This is a genomic window from Arcicella rigui (genome assembly GCF_034929435.1).
Taxonomy (GTDB): Bacteria; Bacteroidota; Bacteroidia; order Cytophagales; family Spirosomataceae; genus Arcicella; species Arcicella rigui.
The window spans coordinates 55,786-75,663 of the sequence record NZ_JAYFUM010000028.1 but is presented as its reverse complement, the minus strand read 5'-3'; the positions used below and the strand labels follow the sequence as shown (position 1 = coordinate 75,663).

Annotated in this window: 15 protein-coding genes; 10 read left to right on the top strand and 5 right to left on the bottom strand. The window is 35.6% G+C overall.

Features of this window, described 5'->3' with window-relative positions; genetic code table 11:
• Positions 1 to 128: 128 nt before the first annotated feature.
• The 6 genes from thrS (at position 129) to VB248_RS20365 (ending at position 8,998) form a co-directional block, all read left to right on the top strand.
• Positions 129 to 2,075 (top strand): threonine--tRNA ligase, encoded by a 1,947-nt coding sequence (thrS, locus tag VB248_RS20390; RefSeq protein ID WP_323298681.1) that lies wholly within the window; start codon positions 129 to 131, stop codon positions 2,073 to 2,075.
• 177 nt (positions 2,076 to 2,252) lie between these two features.
• A complete protein-coding gene (gene infC / locus VB248_RS20385) occupies positions 2,253 to 2,813 on the top strand; it encodes a translation initiation factor IF-3 (RefSeq protein WP_323298680.1) in 561 nt (186 codons plus the stop codon).
• Positions 2,814 to 3,052: 239 nt separating this feature from the next.
• Positions 3,053 to 3,316, top strand: coding sequence for a hypothetical protein (locus VB248_RS20380; RefSeq protein ID WP_323298679.1), 264 nt, complete (start codon positions 3,053 to 3,055; stop codon positions 3,314 to 3,316).
• A 201-nt stretch (positions 3,317 to 3,517) separates the two neighbouring features.
• Positions 3,518 to 4,771, top strand: coding sequence for a TolC family protein (locus tag VB248_RS20375; protein WP_323298678.1), 1,254 nt, complete (start codon positions 3,518 to 3,520; stop codon positions 4,769 to 4,771).
• Between the two features lie 43 nt (positions 4,772 to 4,814).
• The gene (locus VB248_RS20370; RefSeq protein WP_323298677.1) at positions 4,815 to 5,909 is read left to right on the top strand and encodes an efflux RND transporter periplasmic adaptor subunit; all 1,095 of its coding nucleotides are present in this window, start codon (positions 4,815 to 4,817) and stop codon (positions 5,907 to 5,909) included.
• 11 nt (positions 5,910 to 5,920) lie between these two features.
• Positions 5,921 to 8,998 carry an efflux RND transporter permease subunit gene (locus VB248_RS20365; RefSeq protein ID WP_323298676.1) on the top strand — a complete coding sequence of 1,026 codons (3,078 nt, stop codon included), beginning with the start codon at positions 5,921 to 5,923 and terminating at the stop codon, positions 8,996 to 8,998.
• 216 nt (positions 8,999 to 9,214) lie between these two features.
• On the opposite strand, the gene VB248_RS20360 is transcribed toward VB248_RS20365, so the two are convergent.
• From VB248_RS20360 to VB248_RS20340, 5 genes are all read right to left on the bottom strand, one after another.
• The gene (locus VB248_RS20360; protein ID WP_323298675.1) at positions 9,215 to 10,111 is read right to left on the bottom strand and encodes a class I SAM-dependent methyltransferase; all 897 of its coding nucleotides are present in this window, start codon (positions 10,109 to 10,111) and stop codon (positions 9,215 to 9,217) included.
• A gap of 154 nt (positions 10,112 to 10,265) precedes the next feature.
• Complete coding sequence (locus tag VB248_RS20355) at positions 10,266 to 11,879, bottom strand: hypothetical protein (protein WP_323298674.1); 1,614 nt, start codon at positions 11,877 to 11,879, stop codon at positions 10,266 to 10,268.
• A 26-nt stretch (positions 11,880 to 11,905) separates the two neighbouring features.
• The gene (locus tag VB248_RS20350) at positions 11,906 to 12,313 is read right to left on the bottom strand and encodes an EVE domain-containing protein (RefSeq protein WP_323298673.1); all 408 of its coding nucleotides are present in this window, start codon (positions 12,311 to 12,313) and stop codon (positions 11,906 to 11,908) included.
• A gap of 114 nt (positions 12,314 to 12,427) precedes the next feature.
• A complete protein-coding gene (gene menB, locus VB248_RS20345; protein ID WP_323298672.1) occupies positions 12,428 to 13,240 on the bottom strand; it encodes a 1,4-dihydroxy-2-naphthoyl-CoA synthase in 813 nt (270 codons plus the stop codon).
• 79 nt (positions 13,241 to 13,319) lie between these two features.
• Positions 13,320 to 13,781: a DUF2452 domain-containing protein gene (locus VB248_RS20340; RefSeq protein WP_323298671.1), complete on the bottom strand. Its 462-nt coding sequence runs from the start codon at positions 13,779 to 13,781 to the stop codon at positions 13,320 to 13,322.
• Between the two features lie 343 nt (positions 13,782 to 14,124).
• Here VB248_RS20340 and VB248_RS20335 point away from each other — a divergent pair, with 343 nt between their 5' ends.
• The 4 genes from VB248_RS20335 to VB248_RS20320 all read left to right on the top strand — a co-directional run bounded on the left by VB248_RS20335 (position 14,125) and on the right by VB248_RS20320 (position 19,775).
• A complete protein-coding gene (locus tag VB248_RS20335) occupies positions 14,125 to 14,634 on the top strand; it encodes a QcrA and Rieske domain-containing protein (protein WP_323298670.1) in 510 nt (169 codons plus the stop codon).
• 76 nt (positions 14,635 to 14,710) lie between these two features.
• On the top strand, positions 14,711 to 15,760 hold the full coding sequence (locus tag VB248_RS20330) for an AMP-binding protein (protein WP_323298669.1): 1,050 nt from the start codon (positions 14,711 to 14,713) through the stop codon (positions 15,758 to 15,760).
• Positions 15,761 to 15,802: 42 nt separating this feature from the next.
• Positions 15,803 to 16,570, top strand: a complete 768-nt coding sequence (locus tag VB248_RS20325; protein ID WP_323298668.1) for a hypothetical protein — start codon at positions 15,803 to 15,805, stop codon at positions 16,568 to 16,570.
• 271 nt (positions 16,571 to 16,841) lie between these two features.
• Positions 16,842 to 19,775: a hypothetical protein gene (locus VB248_RS20320; RefSeq protein WP_323298667.1), complete on the top strand. Its 2,934-nt coding sequence runs from the start codon at positions 16,842 to 16,844 to the stop codon at positions 19,773 to 19,775.
• Positions 19,776 to 19,878 lie beyond the last annotated feature (103 nt).

The window sequence follows — 19,878 nt, the reverse complement described above, 5'->3', positions numbered from 1 at the left end:
TTGCCAACGTTTTAAGACAATCATCTTTCATATCAATAAAATAAGCGTTTGAGACAGCGTATTGACAAGAAATGTTATTTGTAGAACATTTTCTTCCAATTCTAAGGCTCAAAACAAACACAAACCCCATGATTAAAATTAAATTACCCGACGGTAATGTCAGAGAGTATGCTCAGGGAACAACTGGGATGGACATTGCCCTCAGCATTTCAGAAGGATTAGCAAGAAATGTTTTAGCAGCCAAAGTAAATGGGAAAGTAGTAGATGCTTCTTTACCCATCAATGAAGATTGCGACTTCCAATTATTAACTTGGAATGATGCAGATGGAAAATCTACGTTTTGGCATTCATCAGCTCACTTATTGGCAGAGGCTATCGAGGCTTTGCATCCAGGTACTAAATTTGGTATCGGGCCAGCTATCGAAACGGGTTTCTATTATGATATTGACATGGGCGACAAGGCACTTAGTGCCGATGAGTTTAAGAAAATCGAAGATAAAATGTTGGAATTGGCTCGTCAGAAAAACCAATATCAACGCTCTGAGGTTTCTAAAGCTGATGCTATTAAATATTTTACAGAAAAAGGAGACGAATACAAACTCGAATTGTTGGAAGGTTTGGAAGACGGTTCAATTACTTTCTATCAGCAAGGTAACTTTACAGATTTGTGCCGTGGACCACACATTCCGAATACTGGTTTTATCAAAGCGGTAAAATTGATGTCGGTAGCGGGTGCGTATTGGAGAGGTGATACTTCTCGTAAGCAAATGACTCGTGTGTATGCCGTTACTTTTCCGAAACAAAAAGAATTAGAAGAGTACTTAACTTTATTAGAAGAAGCGAAACGCCGTGACCACCGTAAATTGGGGAAAGAATTAGAACTTTTCGCTTTCTCAGAAAAAGTGGGAATGGGCTTACCACTGTGGTTACCCAAAGGTACAATGTTGCGTGAACGCTTAGAGAATTTCTTGCGTAGAGCTCAGGTACGTGCAGGTTATTCGCCCGTAATTACGCCACACATTGCTTCTAAGGAATTATATATTACTTCTGGTCACTATGCGAAATATGGTGCAGATTCTTTCCAACCCATTCGTACTCCGGACGAAGGTGAAGAGTTTTTCTTGAAACCAATGAACTGTCCTCACCACTGCGAAATTTACAAGACAAAACCTCGTAGTTACAGAGATTTGCCTTTACGTTTGGCTGAATTTGGAACAGTGTATCGTTATGAACAGTCAGGGGAATTACATGGTTTGACTCGTGTACGTGGATTTACTCAAGATGACGCTCATATTTTCTGTCGTCCCGACCAAGTAGAAGACGAGTTTATGAAAGTAATTGATTTGGTGTTGTACGTATTCAAAGCTTTAGGTTTTGATAATTATTCAGCACAAATTTCATTACGTGACCCTGAAAATAAAGAAAAGTACATCGGTAAAGACGAAGATTGGGACAAAGCCGAGGCTGCCATCATCAAATCTGCGGCTGCAAAAGGTTTACCAACGGTAGTAGAATTAGGCGAAGCTGCATTCTACGGTCCGAAATTAGACTTTATGGTGAAAGATGCTTTAGGACGTAAATGGCAATTAGGAACAATCCAAGTGGATTATCAATTACCACAACGTTTTGAATTAGAATACACAGGTTCAGACAACCAAAAACACCGCCCTGTGATGATTCACAGAGCTCCATTTGGTTCATTAGAACGTTTTGTAGCTATTTTAATTGAAAATACTGCTGGAAATTTCCCACTTTGGTTGTCGCCAGAACAATTGGCTGTTTTACCAATTTCTGAAAAGTATGAAGATTATGCGAATGAAATTTTCTTACGTTTACAGGAAAACGATTTGCGTGGATATATCGACCATCGTGATGAAAAAATTGGTAGAAAAATCCGTGATGCAGAAGTAAATAAATTACCATTCATGCTTATTGTTGGAGAAAAAGAATCAGAACAAGGCATGGTTTCAGTTCGTAAGAAAGGAGAAGGTGATTTAGGAATGATGCCAATCGACCAATTTATTAGCCTTATGCAAGGAGAAATTAATAAGAATATTGTAAGATTTAAGGAATAATAAGTAAAATTAAAACTTGCATTTATTTATTTTTTACATTAGTTTTCGGAAGATTCGTAATTAAAGCGTTAATTTGTAACCTTTTATACGAATTTTCCGTTAATTTAGCGTTAGCAGTTCAAATTTGAGTTCTCAAACCTGCTATTGTATCATTTTAAAACAAATCATTTAGATAATATGGCGTTACGCCCGAATAACAATTTTAAAACTAATCGCAGAGAAGAAGAGCCTTACAGAATTAATGGTCTCATCAAAGGAGTACAAAATGTACGCTTGGTAGGTGAAAACGTTGAACAAGGCATTATGGACATAAAACAGGCGTTGGCAATTGCTGTGCAACAAGGTCTGGATTTAGTCGAAATTTCTCCAAAAGCTGACCCACCAGTTTGCCGTGTCACCGACTACGCTAAGTTCAAGTACGAACAAAAGAAAAAGCAAAAAGAAATCAAAGCAAATGCTGCTAAAACTGTTCTGAAAGAAATCCGTTTTTCTCCAAACACCGATGACCATGATTTTGCTTTCAAACTTAAACACGCTATCAATTTCTTGAAAGAAGGTGCTAAAGTAAAAGCTTACGTTCACTTTGTTGGTCGTTCAATTGTGTTCAAAGAAAGAGGCGAAATCTTATTATTAAATTTCGCTAAAGGCTTAGAAGAAGTTGGCAAAGCTGATGAATTACCTCGCTTAGAAGGTAAAAGAATGTCAATTATGTTTTCTCCAAAAGAAAAGAAAAAATAATTTTGACAAATAGGCGTTGAGTCATAGTTGTGAGTAATGAGTTTTGAATACAATACTCAAACACACATTAATTTGTTTATTTTGCATAAATAGATTAATTCCCTTACTTAATTGTGTCACTTTGCTTACTAATTGTGAAATTCCGATTTTTCAAATATCTAATTCCCTTTATTTTCCTATTAGTAGGAGTAAAGGGAATTTTGTGTTCTAACACCGCCATCACTGTACAAAATAATTCAGTGATTAAAGTTAAAATCCCCAGTAGAAGTACTCATTCTGAATTACCCGACACGCTTGAAAATGCTATTTCCTTTCAAGCGAATACTGAAGAATCTAATGACGAAGATGAAAGTAATTCATTTTCATCATGGATTTCAAAGTCTTCTAATGAAATCCTGATTAGTCATTTCGATAATGTACGCTCCATTTTCTTTAAAACCAATAAGCTTGATGTATTCATTTTTAGCAGAATATATTTAGATATTCGGGTTTTACTTATCTGATTTTTATCTTATTTTGTCTTTGTAAAGTATAATTTTTTCTATTGGTATTTCAATTCGTTTTGGATTGTGATAATTTCTTAGGAAAAATTAAGCTATCACTGAACGCTATTCTGAAAATATTTTAGAATAGCAGTAGCTACGTGTAAGCACTTTCAGCTTTTATCTCTCAATTATATTTTTTCATTTTAAACATCATACCCAATGATTCGTTTAGGTATTTTTCTGTTGTGTGTTCTGAGTTTTCAAGCATACTCTCAGGATACTTTAAAAGTCACATTGCCTGAAGCAGAGCGTCTTTTTTTACAAAATAACGCTTCCTTACTTGCTCAAAAATACAATATCGAAGCAGCCAAAGCACAAATTATTCAGGCTAAATTGTGGGATAATCCTACTTTTTCAGGCGAACAGCAGCTTTATAACCAGCAAACCAAAGTACCACTTCCACTTGGAAGTTTAGGACAAAGAGCTGTACAAATTCAACAACTTTTTTTATTGGCAGGAAAAAGAAATAAAAGAATTGCTCTCGAAAAAATCAATGTTGAAGCCAGCGAGTACAATTATTATGATTTACTCAGAACAATTGCTGTTGATTTAAGAACTAATTTTTATGACATCTACTTCATTATCAAATCACTATCAATGTATGACGAAGAGATTCAGACTTTTCAAGAATTATCAAAAGCATACGAGGAACAATACCAAAAAGGGAATATTCCTTTGAAAGAAGTAATTCGCTTAAAGGCATTTTTATTTTCACTCAAAAAAGAACGAAATGAACTTAGCCAGCAAATTATTGAAAAACAAGCGATTTTAAAGACGATTCTCAATTCAAAAGAAAATACGTTTATTAATCCAAAAGTTGACGAAAAACAATTGGATAGTTTGAAAATCACTAATTTGAAATTAGAAGAACTTACTGCAACGGCACTTGAAAATCGCTTTGATTTAAAAATGCAAGATGCAGCGGTAAGATACGAACAAGCGAATTTGTCTTTACAGAAATCTTTAGCAACGCCAGATATTCAACTGGGTTATTCTTATGATAGAAACGGAAGCTACATTCCTAATTATCATGCCTTGACACTTCAAATGGATTTACCTTTTTTCAATAAAAATCAAGGAAATATTAAAAGCTCACAAGCAAGAATAGAAGCGGCTAAAAAGAATTTTGAACAAAGTCAAGTTAGCTTACAAAGTGATGTAGTCAGAGCTTTTACGAAAGTGCAAGAAAACGACAGATTATCGAAAAGTATAGACAATAAGTTTATCGGGAGCTTTGATACACTGATTGATGGGGCTGTAACGAGTTACCAAAAAAGAAATATTTCTCTTATCGAATTTGTCGATTTTGTTGAATCTTACAAAAATACCATTGTAGAACTCAACTCACTCAAAAGTAATCGGATTAAATCAATTGAAGAGCTTAACTATGCGGTTGGTAAAAAAGTATTATAAAATCATCACTACTAATTGTATCACACAATTTCAATACATATCAATGAAAAAGAATCAAATTGTTGCGGGCATTATTTTAATCTCTGCTTGTTTGGCTTGTCAATCTCATAAAGAAGAAGCCAAAGTAAATAATAACGACGAGTTTGTACTATCAGACCAACTTCGTAAAGAATTAGTACTTGTTCCTGCTACTGTTGAAAATATTGCAAGTGAATTAGAATTAACAGGAAAAATAGCCCCTTTTGAAGAAAAGCAGGTAAAAGTATCACCATTAGTAGATGGAGTGATAGAAAAGATTTCCGTTACTTTAGGTGACTTTGTTAAAAAAGGACAAACAATGGCGATTGTTCATAGCTCGGAAGTAGCCGACGTTGAAAATCAAATTGTAGGAGCTAAATCAGACTATTTGACAGCACAGAAAAATTTACAAGTACAACAAGACTTGTTTAAATCGGGTTTGTCGTCTGAAAAAGAAGTAATCATTGCAAAAAATGAATTATTAAAAGCAGAAGGTGAACTCAGAAGAGCCAATGAAATAGCAGGCATTTATGGTGTGAAAAACTCATTTTATACTGTGAAAGCTCCGATTGATGGCTATATCGTAGATGTAAATAGAAATATTTCTGAAAAAATGGCTTATAGAGAAGGAGACGTAGGCCCATTTTTCTCCGTTGCAGACCTTTCTACGGTACAAATTATTGCCAATGTGTATGAATCAGACATTGCCAAAGTAAAAAAAGGCTATGATGTTTCGATTCGTTTGGTGGCGTATCCAGATAGAGTATATCAAGGAAAAATTGATAAAATTAATAACGTACTCGACCCACAAACTCGAACGATGCAAGTACGTATCAATTTAGCTAATCCTGAGCGAATTTTAAAGCCAGAAATGTTTGCCAAAGTAACCGTAAGTTACTCTAATAATCAGAAAATCGTTTCGATTCCTTCTGAATCAATCATTTTTGACAAAGACAGAAATTATGTGATTGTTTATAAAAGTTCAAAAGAAGTAGAAGCTCGTAGAGTACAAGTAGCCAAAGTATTGGACAATAAAGCCTATATTTTTGGTGGCTTGGCAGAGGGAGAAAAAGTAGTAGTGAAAAATCAGTTGATGATTTATAATGCTTTAAACAACTAAGAAACAATACCATGAAGACGCTTTTGGCTTTATCGCTTAAATTTAAGTTTGCTGTGTTTTTTTTCACTGCAGTAATTGTGGTTGGAGGTATTGTTAGTTTTATCAATACGCCAATCGACGCATTCCCCGATGTTACGAATACCCAAGTAACAATCATTACGCAATGGCCCGGAAGAAGTGCAGAAGAAATTGAAAAGTTTGTAACTGCACCTTTGGAAATTGCCATGAATGGAGTACAGAAAAAAACAACTGTACGTTCAACAACACTTTTTGGATTATCGGTTGTGGTAGTGATGTTTGATGATGGAGTTGACAATAATTTTGCTCGGATTCAGATTAATAATGCTTTGCAAGGATTGAGCCTGCCCGATGATGTAGAACCAGAGATTCAGCCACCCTATGGCCCAACTGGTGAAATTTTTAGATATACTTTAGATTCCAAATCTTTAAGTGCCAGAAAATTAAAGGAAATTCAAGATTGGGTCGTTGATAGAAATTTACGTTCTGTTCCGGGTGTGGCTGATATTGTAAGTTTTGGTGGCGAAGTAAAAACTTATGAAATTAGTGTTAATCCTAACTTACTTCAAGCGTATAATATTACTCCGTTAGACGTTTTTCAGGCGGTACAAAAAAGTAATATCAATGTAGGCGGTGATGTGATTACCAAAAATAACCAAGCTTATGTAGTTCGTGGTATCGGTTTGCTGGCGAAAATTTCTGACATCGAAAATATTTTGGTCGAAAATATCAATGGAGTACCTGTTTATGTGAAAACGGTTGCCATCGTGAGTGAATCAGCCTTGCCAAAATTAGGACAAGTAGGACGTGATAAAAACAATGATGCCGTTGAGGGAATTGTAGTAATGCGTAAAGGAGAAGACCCTTCTGCCGTGATAAAAAGTTTGAATGAAAAGGTAGAAGAACTAAATACTAAAATTTTACCTGTTGATGTCAATATCAAAACTTTTTATAACCGTCAGACGCTTTTGGATTTTTGTATCGAAACGGTTTCTCATAATTTGGTTGAAGGAATTGTATTAGTAACCCTAATGGTTTTAATTTTTTTGGCAGATTGGCGAGCATCGTTGATTGTAGCCATGATTATTCCATTGGCTTTGCTGTTTGCTTTTACTTGTTTGAAATTAATGGGCATGAGTGTGAATTTACTTTCACTCGGTGCGGTTGATTTTGGAATTATCATTGATGGAACGGTGGTTGTCGTCGAAGGATTAATTGTGGTACTCTCGCACAAAGCTCATGAAGTTGGGATGGAACGTTTTAATAAATTGGCAAAATTGTCATTAATTAAACGTTCGGGTACTGCGATGGGTAAAGCTATTTTTACTTCTAAAGTAATTATTTTGGTGGCTCTTTTACCCATTTTTGCTTTTCAAAAAGTAGAAGGGAAAATGTTTACTCCTTTGGCTTGGACGTTAGGAGCAGCACTTTTGGGAGCTTTAATTTTTACGTTGACCCTCGTGCCAGTGATGGTAAGTATTTTGATGAATAAAAACGTCAAAGAAAAATCTAATTTCTTTGTAGATGCTATTCTGAAATATTCAATGAAAATTTTTAATGCTTGTTTTGCTAATAAAAGTAGAACTTTTTGGGGAGCAGGTATTTTTACAGTAGTAGGTTTGTGGACATTGACGATTCACGGGACGGAATTTTTGCCTCAACTCAACGAAGGTTCAATTTACGTGCGAGCAACTATGCCTCGAAGTATCAGTTTAAATGAATCGGTTCGCTATGCCAATGATATGCGTAAGGTTTTTGAAAGCTTTCCAGAAGTAAGACAAGTAATGTCTCAGGCAGGACGACCTAACGACGGAACTGACCCAACAGGTTTTTATAATGTGGAATTTCACGTTGATATTTATCCGCAAAAAGAATGGAAAAGTGGCTTGACGAAAGCTCAATTGATAGAGCAAATGCAGAAGAAATTAGAAGTATTCCAAGGACTAAGTTTGGGCTTTTCACAACCCATTATGGATAATGTGGAAGAAGCTGTTTCTGGTGTAAAAGGCTCTATTGCCGTGAAAATTTATGGACAAGATTTTGAGTTTTTAGAAAAAGAAGCCGAAAAAGTAAATGATGTGTTGAAAAAAGTTGAAGGTATCGAAGATTTAGGCATAATTAAAAATTTAGGTCAGCCTGAGTTACGTATCGAACTTGACCAGCAAAAAATGGACTTATATGGTGTTCAGGCGGCAGATGCCGAGGCGGTAGTGGCAATGGCAATCGGCGGACAAACGGCAAGTCAATTGTACGAAGGCGAAAGAAAATTTGATATTCGAATTCGCTTTCAGTCAGAGTATAGAAAATCTGAAGCCGAAATAGGTGAATTGATGGTGCCAACGATGAACGGAATTAAAATTCCTATCAAAGAGATTGCTGTAATCCGTACTTTGACTGGCCCAAGTTTAATTTTCAGAGAAGATACCAAACGTTTTATTGCGGTGAAATTTTCAGTTCGTGGTCGAGATATGGGAAGTACCATCAAAGAAGCTCAGGCAGAAGTAGAAAAAGTAGTTGGAGCATTACCAAAAGGTTATGACATGAAATGGAAAGGAGATTTTGAAAACCAACAAAGAGCTTCAAAACGTTTGGCACAAGTAGTGCCAATTTCGATGTTGGCAATTTTCTTTATTTTGTATTTGATGTTTGGGAGTTTGAAAGACGCAGGATTAGTATTTACCAATGTGCCGTTTGCCATTATTGGTGGTTCTTTGGCTTTGTTGGTGACGGGAACGAACTTTAGTATTTCGGCAGGTATTGGTTTTATTGCCCTGTTCGGCATTTGTATTCAGAATGGCGTAATTATGATAGAAGTATTCAAAGATAATCTTCATCGAAAATTATCGCTACATGAATCAATTTTGCAAGGAGTACAATCAAGAGTACGACCTGTAATGATGACCGCCATGATGGGGATTTTCGGGATGTTACCAGCCGCTACCTCTTCTGGAATTGGTTCTGAGTCTCAGAAACCATTAGCAATTGTGGTGATAGGAGGCTTAGTCGGAGCTACGATTTTGACTTTATTCATATTCCCTCTTTTCTACGAAAGGGTTTATAGAAACCGATAAAACCTAAATCAGTAAAACATTAAGGATTTATCTTAGTTACATTATTATCTTTTTTTTATTTTTTGCATTTGTTGGCAAATATTTTTGAAAAAAAATAATAATGTAACTATTTTTGTTTTAAATGATTAACCACTAAAAATTATAACCACGAATGAAAAAACTTTACTATTTTGTACTCTTCTTGCTCGTCCTGAAAGCATTAGAAGTGTTGGCCAACTAAACGCTGGCGAATCTGTAAAATACTCCCAAAGGAAGCTTTTTCTGAAAAGTATCTTGTAGGTACAATTCTCCAAATTCATGGTTTTGAGTTTGGGTGAACGAGCATTTTACTAAATTCTCGACAATCAATGAAGAGAAACCCATCGAGTACATATTCAAAATTAAGAAGTAATTTTCTTTATCCAGAATCTGAGCTACGGTTTTCAATAATTCATTGATTTGTTCTTCCAAAATCCATTTTTCACCATCGGGCCCTCTTCCGTAAGCAGGAGGGTCCAAGATGATTCCTTGATACACATTTCCACGTTTGGCTTCACGTTTTACAAACTTCAAGGCATCTTCAACTACCCAACGAATATTTTCTAAATTACTCGCTTCCATGTTTTCTCTCGACCAAGAAATTACTTGTTTGATAGAATCAACGTGAGTAATATCAGCCCCTGCCTGTTTTGCCGCAATAGAAGCACCACCTGTGTAAGCAAATAAATTGAGTACTTTTGGCGTTTTTACAGGCATTTTTTTTACTTTTTCAACGATAAATTCCCAGTTTGAAGCCTGTTCTGGAAAAATTCCAACGTGTTTGAAGGAAGAAAGTGCCAGTTTGAAACTCAAATCCAAAGCAGCAGTTTTATAAGGCATAAACCAACGTTCTTCCATGCCTTTTTTCAAAATCCATTCACCTTTTTCTTGCGAGCCTTTATCTTTTTTAAAAGTAGCGTTGGCGGTTCTTTCCCACTCATTTTCTGGTAACGATTTGTCCCAAGCGGCCTGTGGTTCTGGACGACGAAGAATATATTTCCCGAATTTTTCTAATTTTTCAAAACCTCCCGAATCAATTAATTGGTACTCTTTCCAAAATTGGGGTGTTTCCAGTTTAATGCTTTCTTGTTGCATATTTTGTTGTATATAAGTAAAAAGACCTAAGTCTTGAGCTGAGTCTTGTCAGGAATGAAGCCTCAAAATCGACCTTTAGTTTCTTGAAAATTATAAAATAAAAAAGCGGTATCGTCGGATACCGCTGCAATTTACTCAAAAGCCTTTATTTGAACTAAAATGAAACCTTATTCAAATAAAATACATTTCGTTTTCCACCTTCTGTTTCATTATTAATTCGCTGATAACCAGAGGCAATAAAGTAATTTCCGTACCAAAAATCTATTGCATCAGAAGTAGTTTCTTTTATTTTGTCACCTTCAATAGCCGTGGTAATTTTACTACTTTGTGTATCTTCTAATACTTTATCTCCTTTGATGATTTTTGTAAAAATTTGTCCTTTGTTGCTATAAGAAAGTGTAATTTCATCACCTTTGATAGAAGCTTTTACTTTTTCTGAAAGTTTGGCTTCTCGCACATTTTTCATTTCTATGCTGTTGTCCCAAAGTAAATTTCCTTTTTCATCAAATGCCGCTACAATGGCGTGGGTATAAATCCAGCCATCGAAGGTTTGTTGGTTGTTATTATAATATCTATTTCCCCAACCCCACGGACTATAATAGGAACTAAAGGGCGAGTACAAGCCATAGTTTCCATATCCCCAGCGATAAGGATTATAAAACGTACTGTATGGATTGAAACTTCCCATACCAAAGCCTGTGTTGTATAATCCGTAATTATTGTTATTGTAGCGATAATCAGCATAAAAAGCCTCGGCAACCATGATGTACTTATCGTCTTGCTTGATGATGTCGTGAACCAGCAAACGGTAGTCTAAGCGTAAGTCTTCACCTTTTTCTTTTTTCTCCTGAATTTTTCTTTCTTGTTTTTCTTTTTGGCGTTCGCTCATGAAGTTGAAGAAATTTTTGAAATCCGTAAAGCTATGGAATTTCAAATCTGTTACTTCATTATCAAGCAATTTACTGAAATAAATACCTTGTGAAGTTGGCCCACGAGACGACCCAATGGTGTTTTTATGCCCATAAGTACCAAACATAACCTGCGTAGAATCAGACACGATGTTTAGTTTTCCATTCATCATGGCAAATTCACTTTCTGGATTCATTACTACTTGAGCAATCTGCTTCCCGCTTTCGTCAAAAGATTTTACAACTAATTGGTAATTTTTACCTCTTGTGCCAACGGCATAAGTAACATTGATAAGCGAAGCGGTTGAATCTAACTCTAAAGATTGAATTTCTGCTTGACTCTTTAAAGCACTTGGCAGTACTTTGATTTTTCTTTCTAAAAGATTGCTGTACAAAATTACTGGCTGACTGTTTACCATTCCTGCAATAAATACAGAAGCATTTAATGCTTGAAAATCAGAGACTTCCATTCTGTCAACCGACATAATTTGGAATTTCTCAATAAATCCCGGCCCGATGTTTACTTTAATTACTTCATAGACATTACTTCTATAACGGCTAAAAAGCAAGTATAAATTTTTGCCATCGTAGCTATGCTTTACATAGTCTAAATTACCATCAATTGTACCATTAATAGACCAAACTTGCTCTAAATTAGTATCAAATCTATTGAGCGTAAAATTGGTTTTACTGAGTTGAGTAAGTACCAAAACACCTTGTTCGCCCAAAGGAATCGAGAAAAGTTCAGAATTATTAGAAGGCAAAGGAAGTTCAATTCGCTTTACGGTTTGAGCCTGCGTAAATGAAACCACCAAAAGCAATCCTACAAAAAGTGCAACACGTTTAACCAAAGTATTCATGAGTTTAATTGATTTTTGAGCTTGTTTTATTCATGGGCAAGTCCGAGAATGATGTCAAATTCTTCAGCTTTGATAGCAGTTACGGAAAGTCTCGATTGTTTAATTAATGATAAATCCTGCAAACGCTCATCTGCTTTCATTTGCTTTAAGGTGACAGTTTTGGGTAACTTTTCAACTGGGACTAAATCAACAACCACCCATTTGGTATCATCAGTAGTTGGGTCTTGATAAGCCTCTTTTACCACTTTTGCAATTCCGACAACTTCCATTCCTTCATTTGAATGATAAAATAACACCAAATCGCCTACTTTCATGGCTTTTAGGTTATTTCTTGCCTGATAATTTCGTACACCATCCCAAACGCCTGTACCTTGCTTAACGAAATCGTCCCAAGAATATTTGAAAGGTTCTGACTTAACGAGCCAATAATTCATGTTTTTGTTTGATTTTGAGCCTGACATTAAAAGAAGAAAGATTATTCTTTGTTGTGAATAATCTTTCAAATCAAAAATAAAAAATCCGAAAGCAAAAGCTTTCGGAAAGTATTATCAAGGAAATTTCGGGAATTTACTGAAATCAGGTTTACGTTTTTCCAAGAAAGCATTTTTACCTTCTTTTGCTTCATCTGAAAGATAATACAAAAGTGTAGCATTACCAGCCAATTCTTGAATACCAGCTTGTCCGTCTAATTCAGCATTGAACGAAGATTTCAACATTCTTAATGCCAAAGGACTTTTTTCTAAAATCTTTTTGCACCAAGCTACGGTTGTTTCTTCTAATTGTTCCAATGGCACTACTTTGTTTACCAAGCCCATATCCAAAGCTTCTTGGGCATTGTATTGGTCACACAAGAACCAAATTTCACGAGCTTTCTTCTGACCAACTACTCTGGCAAGGTACGAAGCACCAAAACCACCGTCGAATGAACCTACATTAGGACCAGTTTGTCCGAAACGAGCATTTTCAGCCGCAATAGATAAATCACAAACCACGTGAAGCACGTGTCCGCCACCAATAGCCCAACCTGCTACCATCGCCACAACTGGCTTAGGAATTGAACGAATTTGTTTTTGTAAATCCAATACGTTTAATCTTGGTACAGTATCTTCGCCAACATAACCGCCATGCCCACGTACAGATTGGTCGCCACCCGAACAGAAAGCTTTTCCACCTTCACCTGTTAAAATAACCACGCCGATTTCTTCGGTATCACGACATATATTCATCGCATCAATCATCTCTTTTACCGTAAGGGGAGTAAAAGCATTATGCACTTGAGGGCGATTGATTGAGATTTTGGCAATTCCTTCGTGGAAAGTAAATAAAATCTCTTTGTACTCTTTAAGGGTTTCCCACTTCATATTTGTTAATATTATGGATGATTTTGCAATTTTTTCTGAAAATAAGCTCAAATTTAATCACTCCTGCACAAAGCACCAATTATTGTTTGTAAGCATCTTCATTATATTGAACATCCCAAGTATGGTCTGCCAATAACAAACATTTGGCTAAGTAACGTGCATATTTGAAAGAACGACCCCATTCGTGCGGAGCAACCAACGAAAGTAAATCTGTACCATCTTCTTTCTCGTACATATAATAGGTTTCGTTGATGATTGGTTCAAAGCCAATGGCGGCTTCGTAGATTCGCTCAGAAATTTCTTTACGCTGTGACAAAAGTTTTGCCTGACGAGCCAAGGTTTCCATTTGTTCGTACAACTGATTCATTTGTCTATCAGTTTGCTGACGCATAGCCAGTACCGAACGCCCTTTGGCTTTGCCCAAATCTTCGGGTCTGATTACTGCACCGCCGGCCGTATGGGCGTAGGGAAGTAGCCCCGGATTTTCGGCTACTTTATCTTTATTGATAGGATTTAAAAATTTATCTTCTGATTCTGCCATGGCTCTCAATTGCTAATAATGATGAATTGTAATCATTAATCTATAAAACGACTAATTATTCTATAATACTTACAAATTTACAGAATAAAGATTTTATTTTTATTTTAAAATAAAAATCAAGATAAAGTATCTATAAATATTTATTCATGTAGAATTTTTATCTTTTAATTTACTTTAAATAATTTCCTGAAAGACATTTTTTCTACCTGATATTTTACATCTATTTCAACTATAAAAACCCGAACAATGTTTCCTTAAATCAAACAGAAACGCAACCTCGCTTAAAGCTTTGCCGTACTGTTAATAATTAAACGCTTCAAATTTATATAAAAAACAATACATCATGGAAAGAAAGGAATTTTTATCGTTGGTAGGAATCAGTGTGGGTGCTGTAATTTTACAGCAATGTTTGAGTGGTTGCAAAAGTGATGGTGGCGACCCTTCGCCAAATTCTGGAGGAAATAATGGCAACAGTAACGGTAATAGTGGCGGTGGCTCTAACACAACCACTGGGCTAACAGGAAATGCCTCGCTGGCAAGTGGTAAAATTGATTTTACTTTAGATTTGACAAGTACTACTTATAAAGATTTAAAAACTGAAGGAAAAGCTTTGATAGTGGGCGATGTAATTGTGGCAAAAACCAAAGATGGAGCTTACATTGCAGTAGCCAAAAAATGCACCCATCAAGGAACAACGGTAGATTTTGAATCAAACAATAATAGATTTAATTGCTCAAATCATGGTTCAAATTTTGATTTGAACGGACAAGTAATCAACGGCCCAGCAACCAGTCCACTAACCCAATACAATGCAGCTTTTGATGCTACTAAAAATACTTTGAAAGTTTCTTAGTAAATTCTATACAAGCGAAACAAACACTTCTCAAAAATGCTATCTTTGGCGTTTCGAGAAGTGTTTTTTTTGATAGATGATGATAATTAGCGACTTTAAAAATTTACCAATTGCCACAAACGAGTACGAACAAAAAGTAATTCAGTTTTGTGAAAGTTGGATGAATGGACAAGAATATTTTACTTTAAAAACTTCTGGTTCTACAGGCGAACCCAAACCTATCCAACTCACCCGAAAGCAAATGGAAGCCAGTGCTTTGCTGACGGGCAAAACTTTTGGTTTACAAGCAGGCGACAGGGCTTTGGTTTGTTTGAATGTGGAGTACATTGCTGGCACAATGATGTTAGTGCGTGGAATGGTGTTAGGCTTAGAACTGCTGATTGTGGAAGCTACCAGTAATCCGCTGATTGATTTGCCCAATCTGCCATTTGATTTTGCGGCTTTTGTGCCTTTGCAATTGCAAACGATATTGTCGGCTGACGATAATTTTTTACATGTTCTCAATCAAATGAAAGCCATTATTGTGGGTGGTGCTGCCGTTGGCGTTCAACTTGCTGAAATGATTCAAAGATTAAAAGTACCAGTTTTTAGTACTTATGGCATGACGGAAACCGTTTCACACATTGCTATTCGAGCATTGAACGGAAACATTACCGATAATTTTCAAGTGTTAGAGGGCGTTAGGATAGGAGTGGACGAAAGAAATTGTTTGAATATTGTGGCGGCTGCGAGCAATTTTGAATTGATTCAAACCAATGATATTGTTGAAATTGTCGATAATCAAACATTTAGGCTGGTTGGTCGTTTTGATAATATTATTAATTCTGGCGGTATTAAAATACAATTAGAAAAAGTTGAAAATGCTTTTGAGCCGCTTTTGAAATCATTAAATATTACTCGTTTTTTTGCTTTCGGAATTCCTGACGATAGACTTGGACAGAAGTTAATTTTAGTCTTAGAAACAGATTATTTATCCGAAGAACAAAAAAGTACCCTTTTATCCTCAGTAAAAACGACACTTAGTACTTATCAAATTCCCAAAGCTATTTTTACCATTTCTACTTTTTCAGAAACAGCTACCAGTAAGATTGATAAAAAAGCCACTATAAAAAGATTAAATTTGTAAGAAAAATGAAATAATCAATTTCGATTATGAGAAATTAGAACCATGAAAGTAGAAAAATTAAACCAGTTAGAACTCAAATTCGAGACGGCAGATATTTTGCCTCCTCCTTTTTCACATCAAATTCTTTTGACTTTAGATTTTAAAGAAAAATTTATAGATACCAAATTTGAAATTGCTTATACTTATCGTGATGAATTGACTGATGAAGAAATTTTGGAAGAAGGCTTCACAGGCAACGAAGACTTAGCTTGGGCTGGCGAACTTTCAAAAGCTTGGGAAGCTCCGATTTTGAATTTAATCAGTAAAAGTCCTGAAAGATTCAACACGAAAGCTTTAGAAGAAGAGCAAAATTTCTTGGAAATAAATATCAATAAATCGTTTAAAGGGAACCCACAAAATCAGGAAGCTTGGGAGTATCTTTTGCAAGAACTTACGCAAGCCGTTTATGAAACTTACGGAAAAGAAGCTCCTTTTAAAATGATTTTCAAGAAAATCGACAAAGCTAAAAGTACTTCGACTTTTGAATTGAATTTACACTATACCGATAGAAGGGTAGAAGCGTATTCGATTCTCGAATCTGGAAAAAGCCAGAAAAAAGTATCATGGGAAGAAGCCAGCGATTTATTGCAAAATGTATTTATCGGTGATTTTATTACGGACAAAGCCATGAAAAATGAACCTAAAACCGTTGGTAAATTTCTTTCTGTGGGCGATGGCTTTTGGTATGAATTTACAAAAAGCCTAAAAAATCCAAATGGCAATAGAGCTTATATCGTGAATCTATACGAAATGTTTGAATCGTATCTCTGAAAGAAGTAATCTGGTAGCATTAAATTAATTGTAGTGCTTTAGGCAATAGGCTGTAAGTCGTAAGCAAAAATACTTTTATCTAAAATAAATAAGCATTTTGCCTATTGCCTATAACTTAGAGCCTAAAGTAAAATTTTAAAACTAATTTTGCACGATTACTTGAGTAATAAACACAATTTAAGGAATATTTTTATTTTGTGTAAATAGCTGATTATTAGGTATATGAAATGCTAATCACCAATCTTTTTTTACTAATCACTATTTAAGTTATATGAAAAAAACAATCGTTTTTTTATACTTTTTATTAAGTATTCCTCAGATTTTTGCTCAAGAAAATTCGGTTAGTTTATCACAAAATCCAGCGAGTCTAAAATGGTCGCAAATCAAAACGCCCCATTTTAGGCTAATTTTTCCCAGAGAAATTAAAGCAACGGCTGAAAGAACAGCCAATGTATTAGAAACTGTTTATCAGCCAATTAGTAAAACCTTGGGGCGTGAACCACGCCCAATTTCAATACTTCTTCAAAACCAAACCACGGTTTCAAATGGCTTTGTGACACTCTATCCCCGTCGCTCAGAGTTTTATACCACACCACCGCAAGACTATACTTTGCTCGGCACAAATAATTGGTTGGATTTGTTGGCAGTACACGAGTTTCGTCATATTGTTCAAAATGATAAAGCTCTTACTGGTACAACCAAATTGATGTACCAACTCTTTGGAGCAAATGGTTTGGGTTTGGTTACTTCTTTGGCAGTACCCAACTGGTTTTGGGAAGGCGATGCCGTTGGAACTGAGTCTGTGCTTACACCTTCTGGAAGAGGTAGAATTCCGAGTTTTGATATGGCTTTACGAACCCAATTATTGAACAAAGGGGCTTTTCATTATGACAAAGCCGTTACGGGTTCTTTCAAAAATTTTGTACCCAATCATTATGTCAGTGGCTATTTGATGACTACTTATTTGAAAAATACTTATGGAGCAGAAGCTTGGGATAAAATACTCGCAGGAACATACAAAATGCCTTTTTATCCATTTTCTTTTTCAAATAATATCAAAAAAGTTACAGGTTTAAAAACGGAGCAATTATATCAAAAAGCCTTTGAAGATGCTCGTCAGTCTTGGCAAACACAAGCAGCGACTATTGTAGAAACACCCGTTACTGCTTTAGCGACCAAAGCAAATCCTTACTTCACAAACTACGAATATCCACAAGTACTTGCCGATGGTTCGGTACTTGCTTTAAAATCTGGACTTTCTGATATTCAGCAATTTGTATTGCTAAATCCAAAAAAAAACAGTGAAGAAAAAATAAAAACAATTGGTTTTTTAAATGATGCCCTGATGTTGTCGGCTTCGGGAAGTAAAGTGGTTTGGGCAGAATTTAATTATGATTTACGTTGGGAACGAAGAGATTATTCCGTCATAAAACTATTGGATGTCAACAACGGAACTACTCGTACTCTTACACAACAAAGTAAATTTTCTGCTCCTGCTATTTCAAAAGATGAAACCAAAATTGTTGCGATAGAAACCAGTCCCGACAATCACTACGCTTTGGCAATCATTGATGTTGAAAATCCACAAGAAGTCACGAAAATCCTTAATCCCGAAAATGCTTTTTACCTACACCCGTGGTGGACAGATGCAAAGGAAATCGTAGCCGTAAAATTATTGAATGGGAAAAAGAGTATCATACTGATAAATCCTTCAACACAAGCCGAAAAAGTATTGTTAGAGGTAGGAAGCGAAAATATTGCTCATCCGATAATGGCAGGAAAATACCTTTTGTTTAATTCAGGAGTGACTGGCATAGATAATATTTATGCTTTTGATACTGATGCGAAAAAGCGTTTTCAGGTAACAAACCGAAAATATGGAGCATTCAATCCTTCGGTTTCTGCAGATGGTACAAAGATTTTTTTCAATGATTTTACTGAAAATGGGCATAGAGTAGTGGAGATGCCTTTTGATGAGCAAAGATTTTTGCCATTTGATGAAAAACTAAATAAACCTGTTCAATTTTTTGGACAAATGTTATTGCAAGAAGCAGGTGAAAATTTATTGGCAAACGTTCCCTCAAAAACTTACGAAACAAAAAACTTTAGCAAGGCTAATATTTTCAATATTTACAGTTGGGGAGGTGTTTTTACTTCAAATAGCAATAATTTGAAGTTGGGTATTTCTTCCAAAGATTTACTAAGTACAACGGCTATCACAACGGGCTATAACTTTAATGCCAGTGAAAGAACTGGACAGTTTTTTACGGATATTTCTTACCAAGGTTGGTATCCAAAATTGAATTTGAATTATACCAACGGACAGCGAAAAACCGACATTTACATAGATAAAAGTAATACTCAGGCTTTAGACAGTCTTCGTTCGGATCATTGGCATCAACAGCAATTAACAGTAGGAGCGAGTTTACCTTTGAATCTTACGCATTCGAGGTATTATGAGTCCTTAGAAGTGGGTTTGAATACTGCTTTCACACAAGTATCGGGCTATGATTTGCCCGAACGCTATGCGAGTGAAAGTTTTAATGGGAACATTAGTTCAATCATTTATACTTTAGATTACGTTCGTCAAATGAAAAGAGCCGTACAAGATATTGCTCCAATTTGGGGACAAAGTATTAGCATTTATTTGAGAAGTATGCCTTTTTGGGGCAATTTACAAGGAGGACTTACGGCGATACAAGGAAGCTTGAATTTTCCCGGTTTTATCAAACACCACAGTATTCGTCTAAGAGCAGGAATTCAAAATCAATCAGGTTTTAAAACAAGTACGGGTGCACCGAATAAGAATCTTTATATTTTCGGAAGTCCGATGTTTTTTACAAGAGGTTATTCTTACCGAGCTTTTGAAAACCTAAGTGCCACTTCGGTTGAGTACCGTTTTCCATTATTAAATCCCGACTGGTCGATTGGGCGACTGGCTTATATTAAAAGATTGAAGGTAAATCTCTTTGCAGATTACGCTCATGGCGAAACTAATTATAGTTGGATTGAAACTAAAAATGGCAAAACGTATAGTTATAAGGTGGCTGATTCGGCAAATTTTACTTCAGTCGGTTTCGACTTCACGGCACAGTTTCATTTTATGCGTTTTTCACAACAATTTGAGGCGGGTTGTAGAGGAATTTATACCGTTGAAAAAGGTCAGTTTTTCTTTCAGCCATTGGTGATAGATATTGGTTTTTGAAAGGAAAAAATGCTGAAATCGGAAATATAAGTGTAATTGTTTTGATGATGGAGGAAATATTATTGAGTTTTAAGGAAAATATGTTATGTTTGAAATGTGATAA

Bases quoted from the DNA above. Each gene is read 5' to 3' on its own strand.
- VB248_RS20375 (WP_323298678.1), top strand. From the start codon at position 3,518: ATGATTCGTTTAGGTATTTTTCTGTTGTGTGTTCTGAGTTTTCAAGCA.
- VB248_RS20340 (WP_323298671.1), bottom strand. From the start codon at position 13,781: ATGGCAGAATCAGAAGATAAATTTTTAAATCCTATCAATAAAGATAAA.
- menB (WP_323298672.1), bottom strand. From the start codon at position 13,240: ATGAAGTGGGAAACCCTTAAAGAGTACAAAGAGATTTTATTTACTTTC.
- VB248_RS20320 (WP_323298667.1), top strand. From the start codon at position 16,842: ATGAAAAAAACAATCGTTTTTTTATACTTTTTATTAAGTATTCCTCAG.
- VB248_RS20325 (WP_323298668.1), top strand. From the start codon at position 15,803: ATGAAAGTAGAAAAATTAAACCAGTTAGAACTCAAATTCGAGACGGCA.
- VB248_RS20350 (WP_323298673.1), bottom strand. From the start codon at position 12,313: ATGAATTATTGGCTCGTTAAGTCAGAACCTTTCAAATATTCTTGGGAC.
- VB248_RS20360 (WP_323298675.1), bottom strand. From the start codon at position 10,111: ATGCAACAAGAAAGCATTAAACTGGAAACACCCCAATTTTGGAAAGAG.
- VB248_RS20370 (WP_323298677.1), top strand. From the start codon at position 4,815: ATGAAAAAGAATCAAATTGTTGCGGGCATTATTTTAATCTCTGCTTGT.
- VB248_RS20355 (WP_323298674.1), bottom strand. From the start codon at position 11,879: ATGAATACTTTGGTTAAACGTGTTGCACTTTTTGTAGGATTGCTTTTG.
- VB248_RS20335 (WP_323298670.1), top strand. From the start codon at position 14,125: ATGGAAAGAAAGGAATTTTTATCGTTGGTAGGAATCAGTGTGGGTGCT.
- infC (WP_323298680.1), top strand. From the start codon at position 2,253: ATGGCGTTACGCCCGAATAACAATTTTAAAACTAATCGCAGAGAAGAA.
- VB248_RS20330 (WP_323298669.1), top strand. From the start codon at position 14,711: ATGATGATAATTAGCGACTTTAAAAATTTACCAATTGCCACAAACGAG.
- VB248_RS20365 (WP_323298676.1), top strand. From the start codon at position 5,921: ATGAAGACGCTTTTGGCTTTATCGCTTAAATTTAAGTTTGCTGTGTTT.
- thrS (WP_323298681.1), top strand. From the start codon at position 129: ATGATTAAAATTAAATTACCCGACGGTAATGTCAGAGAGTATGCTCAG.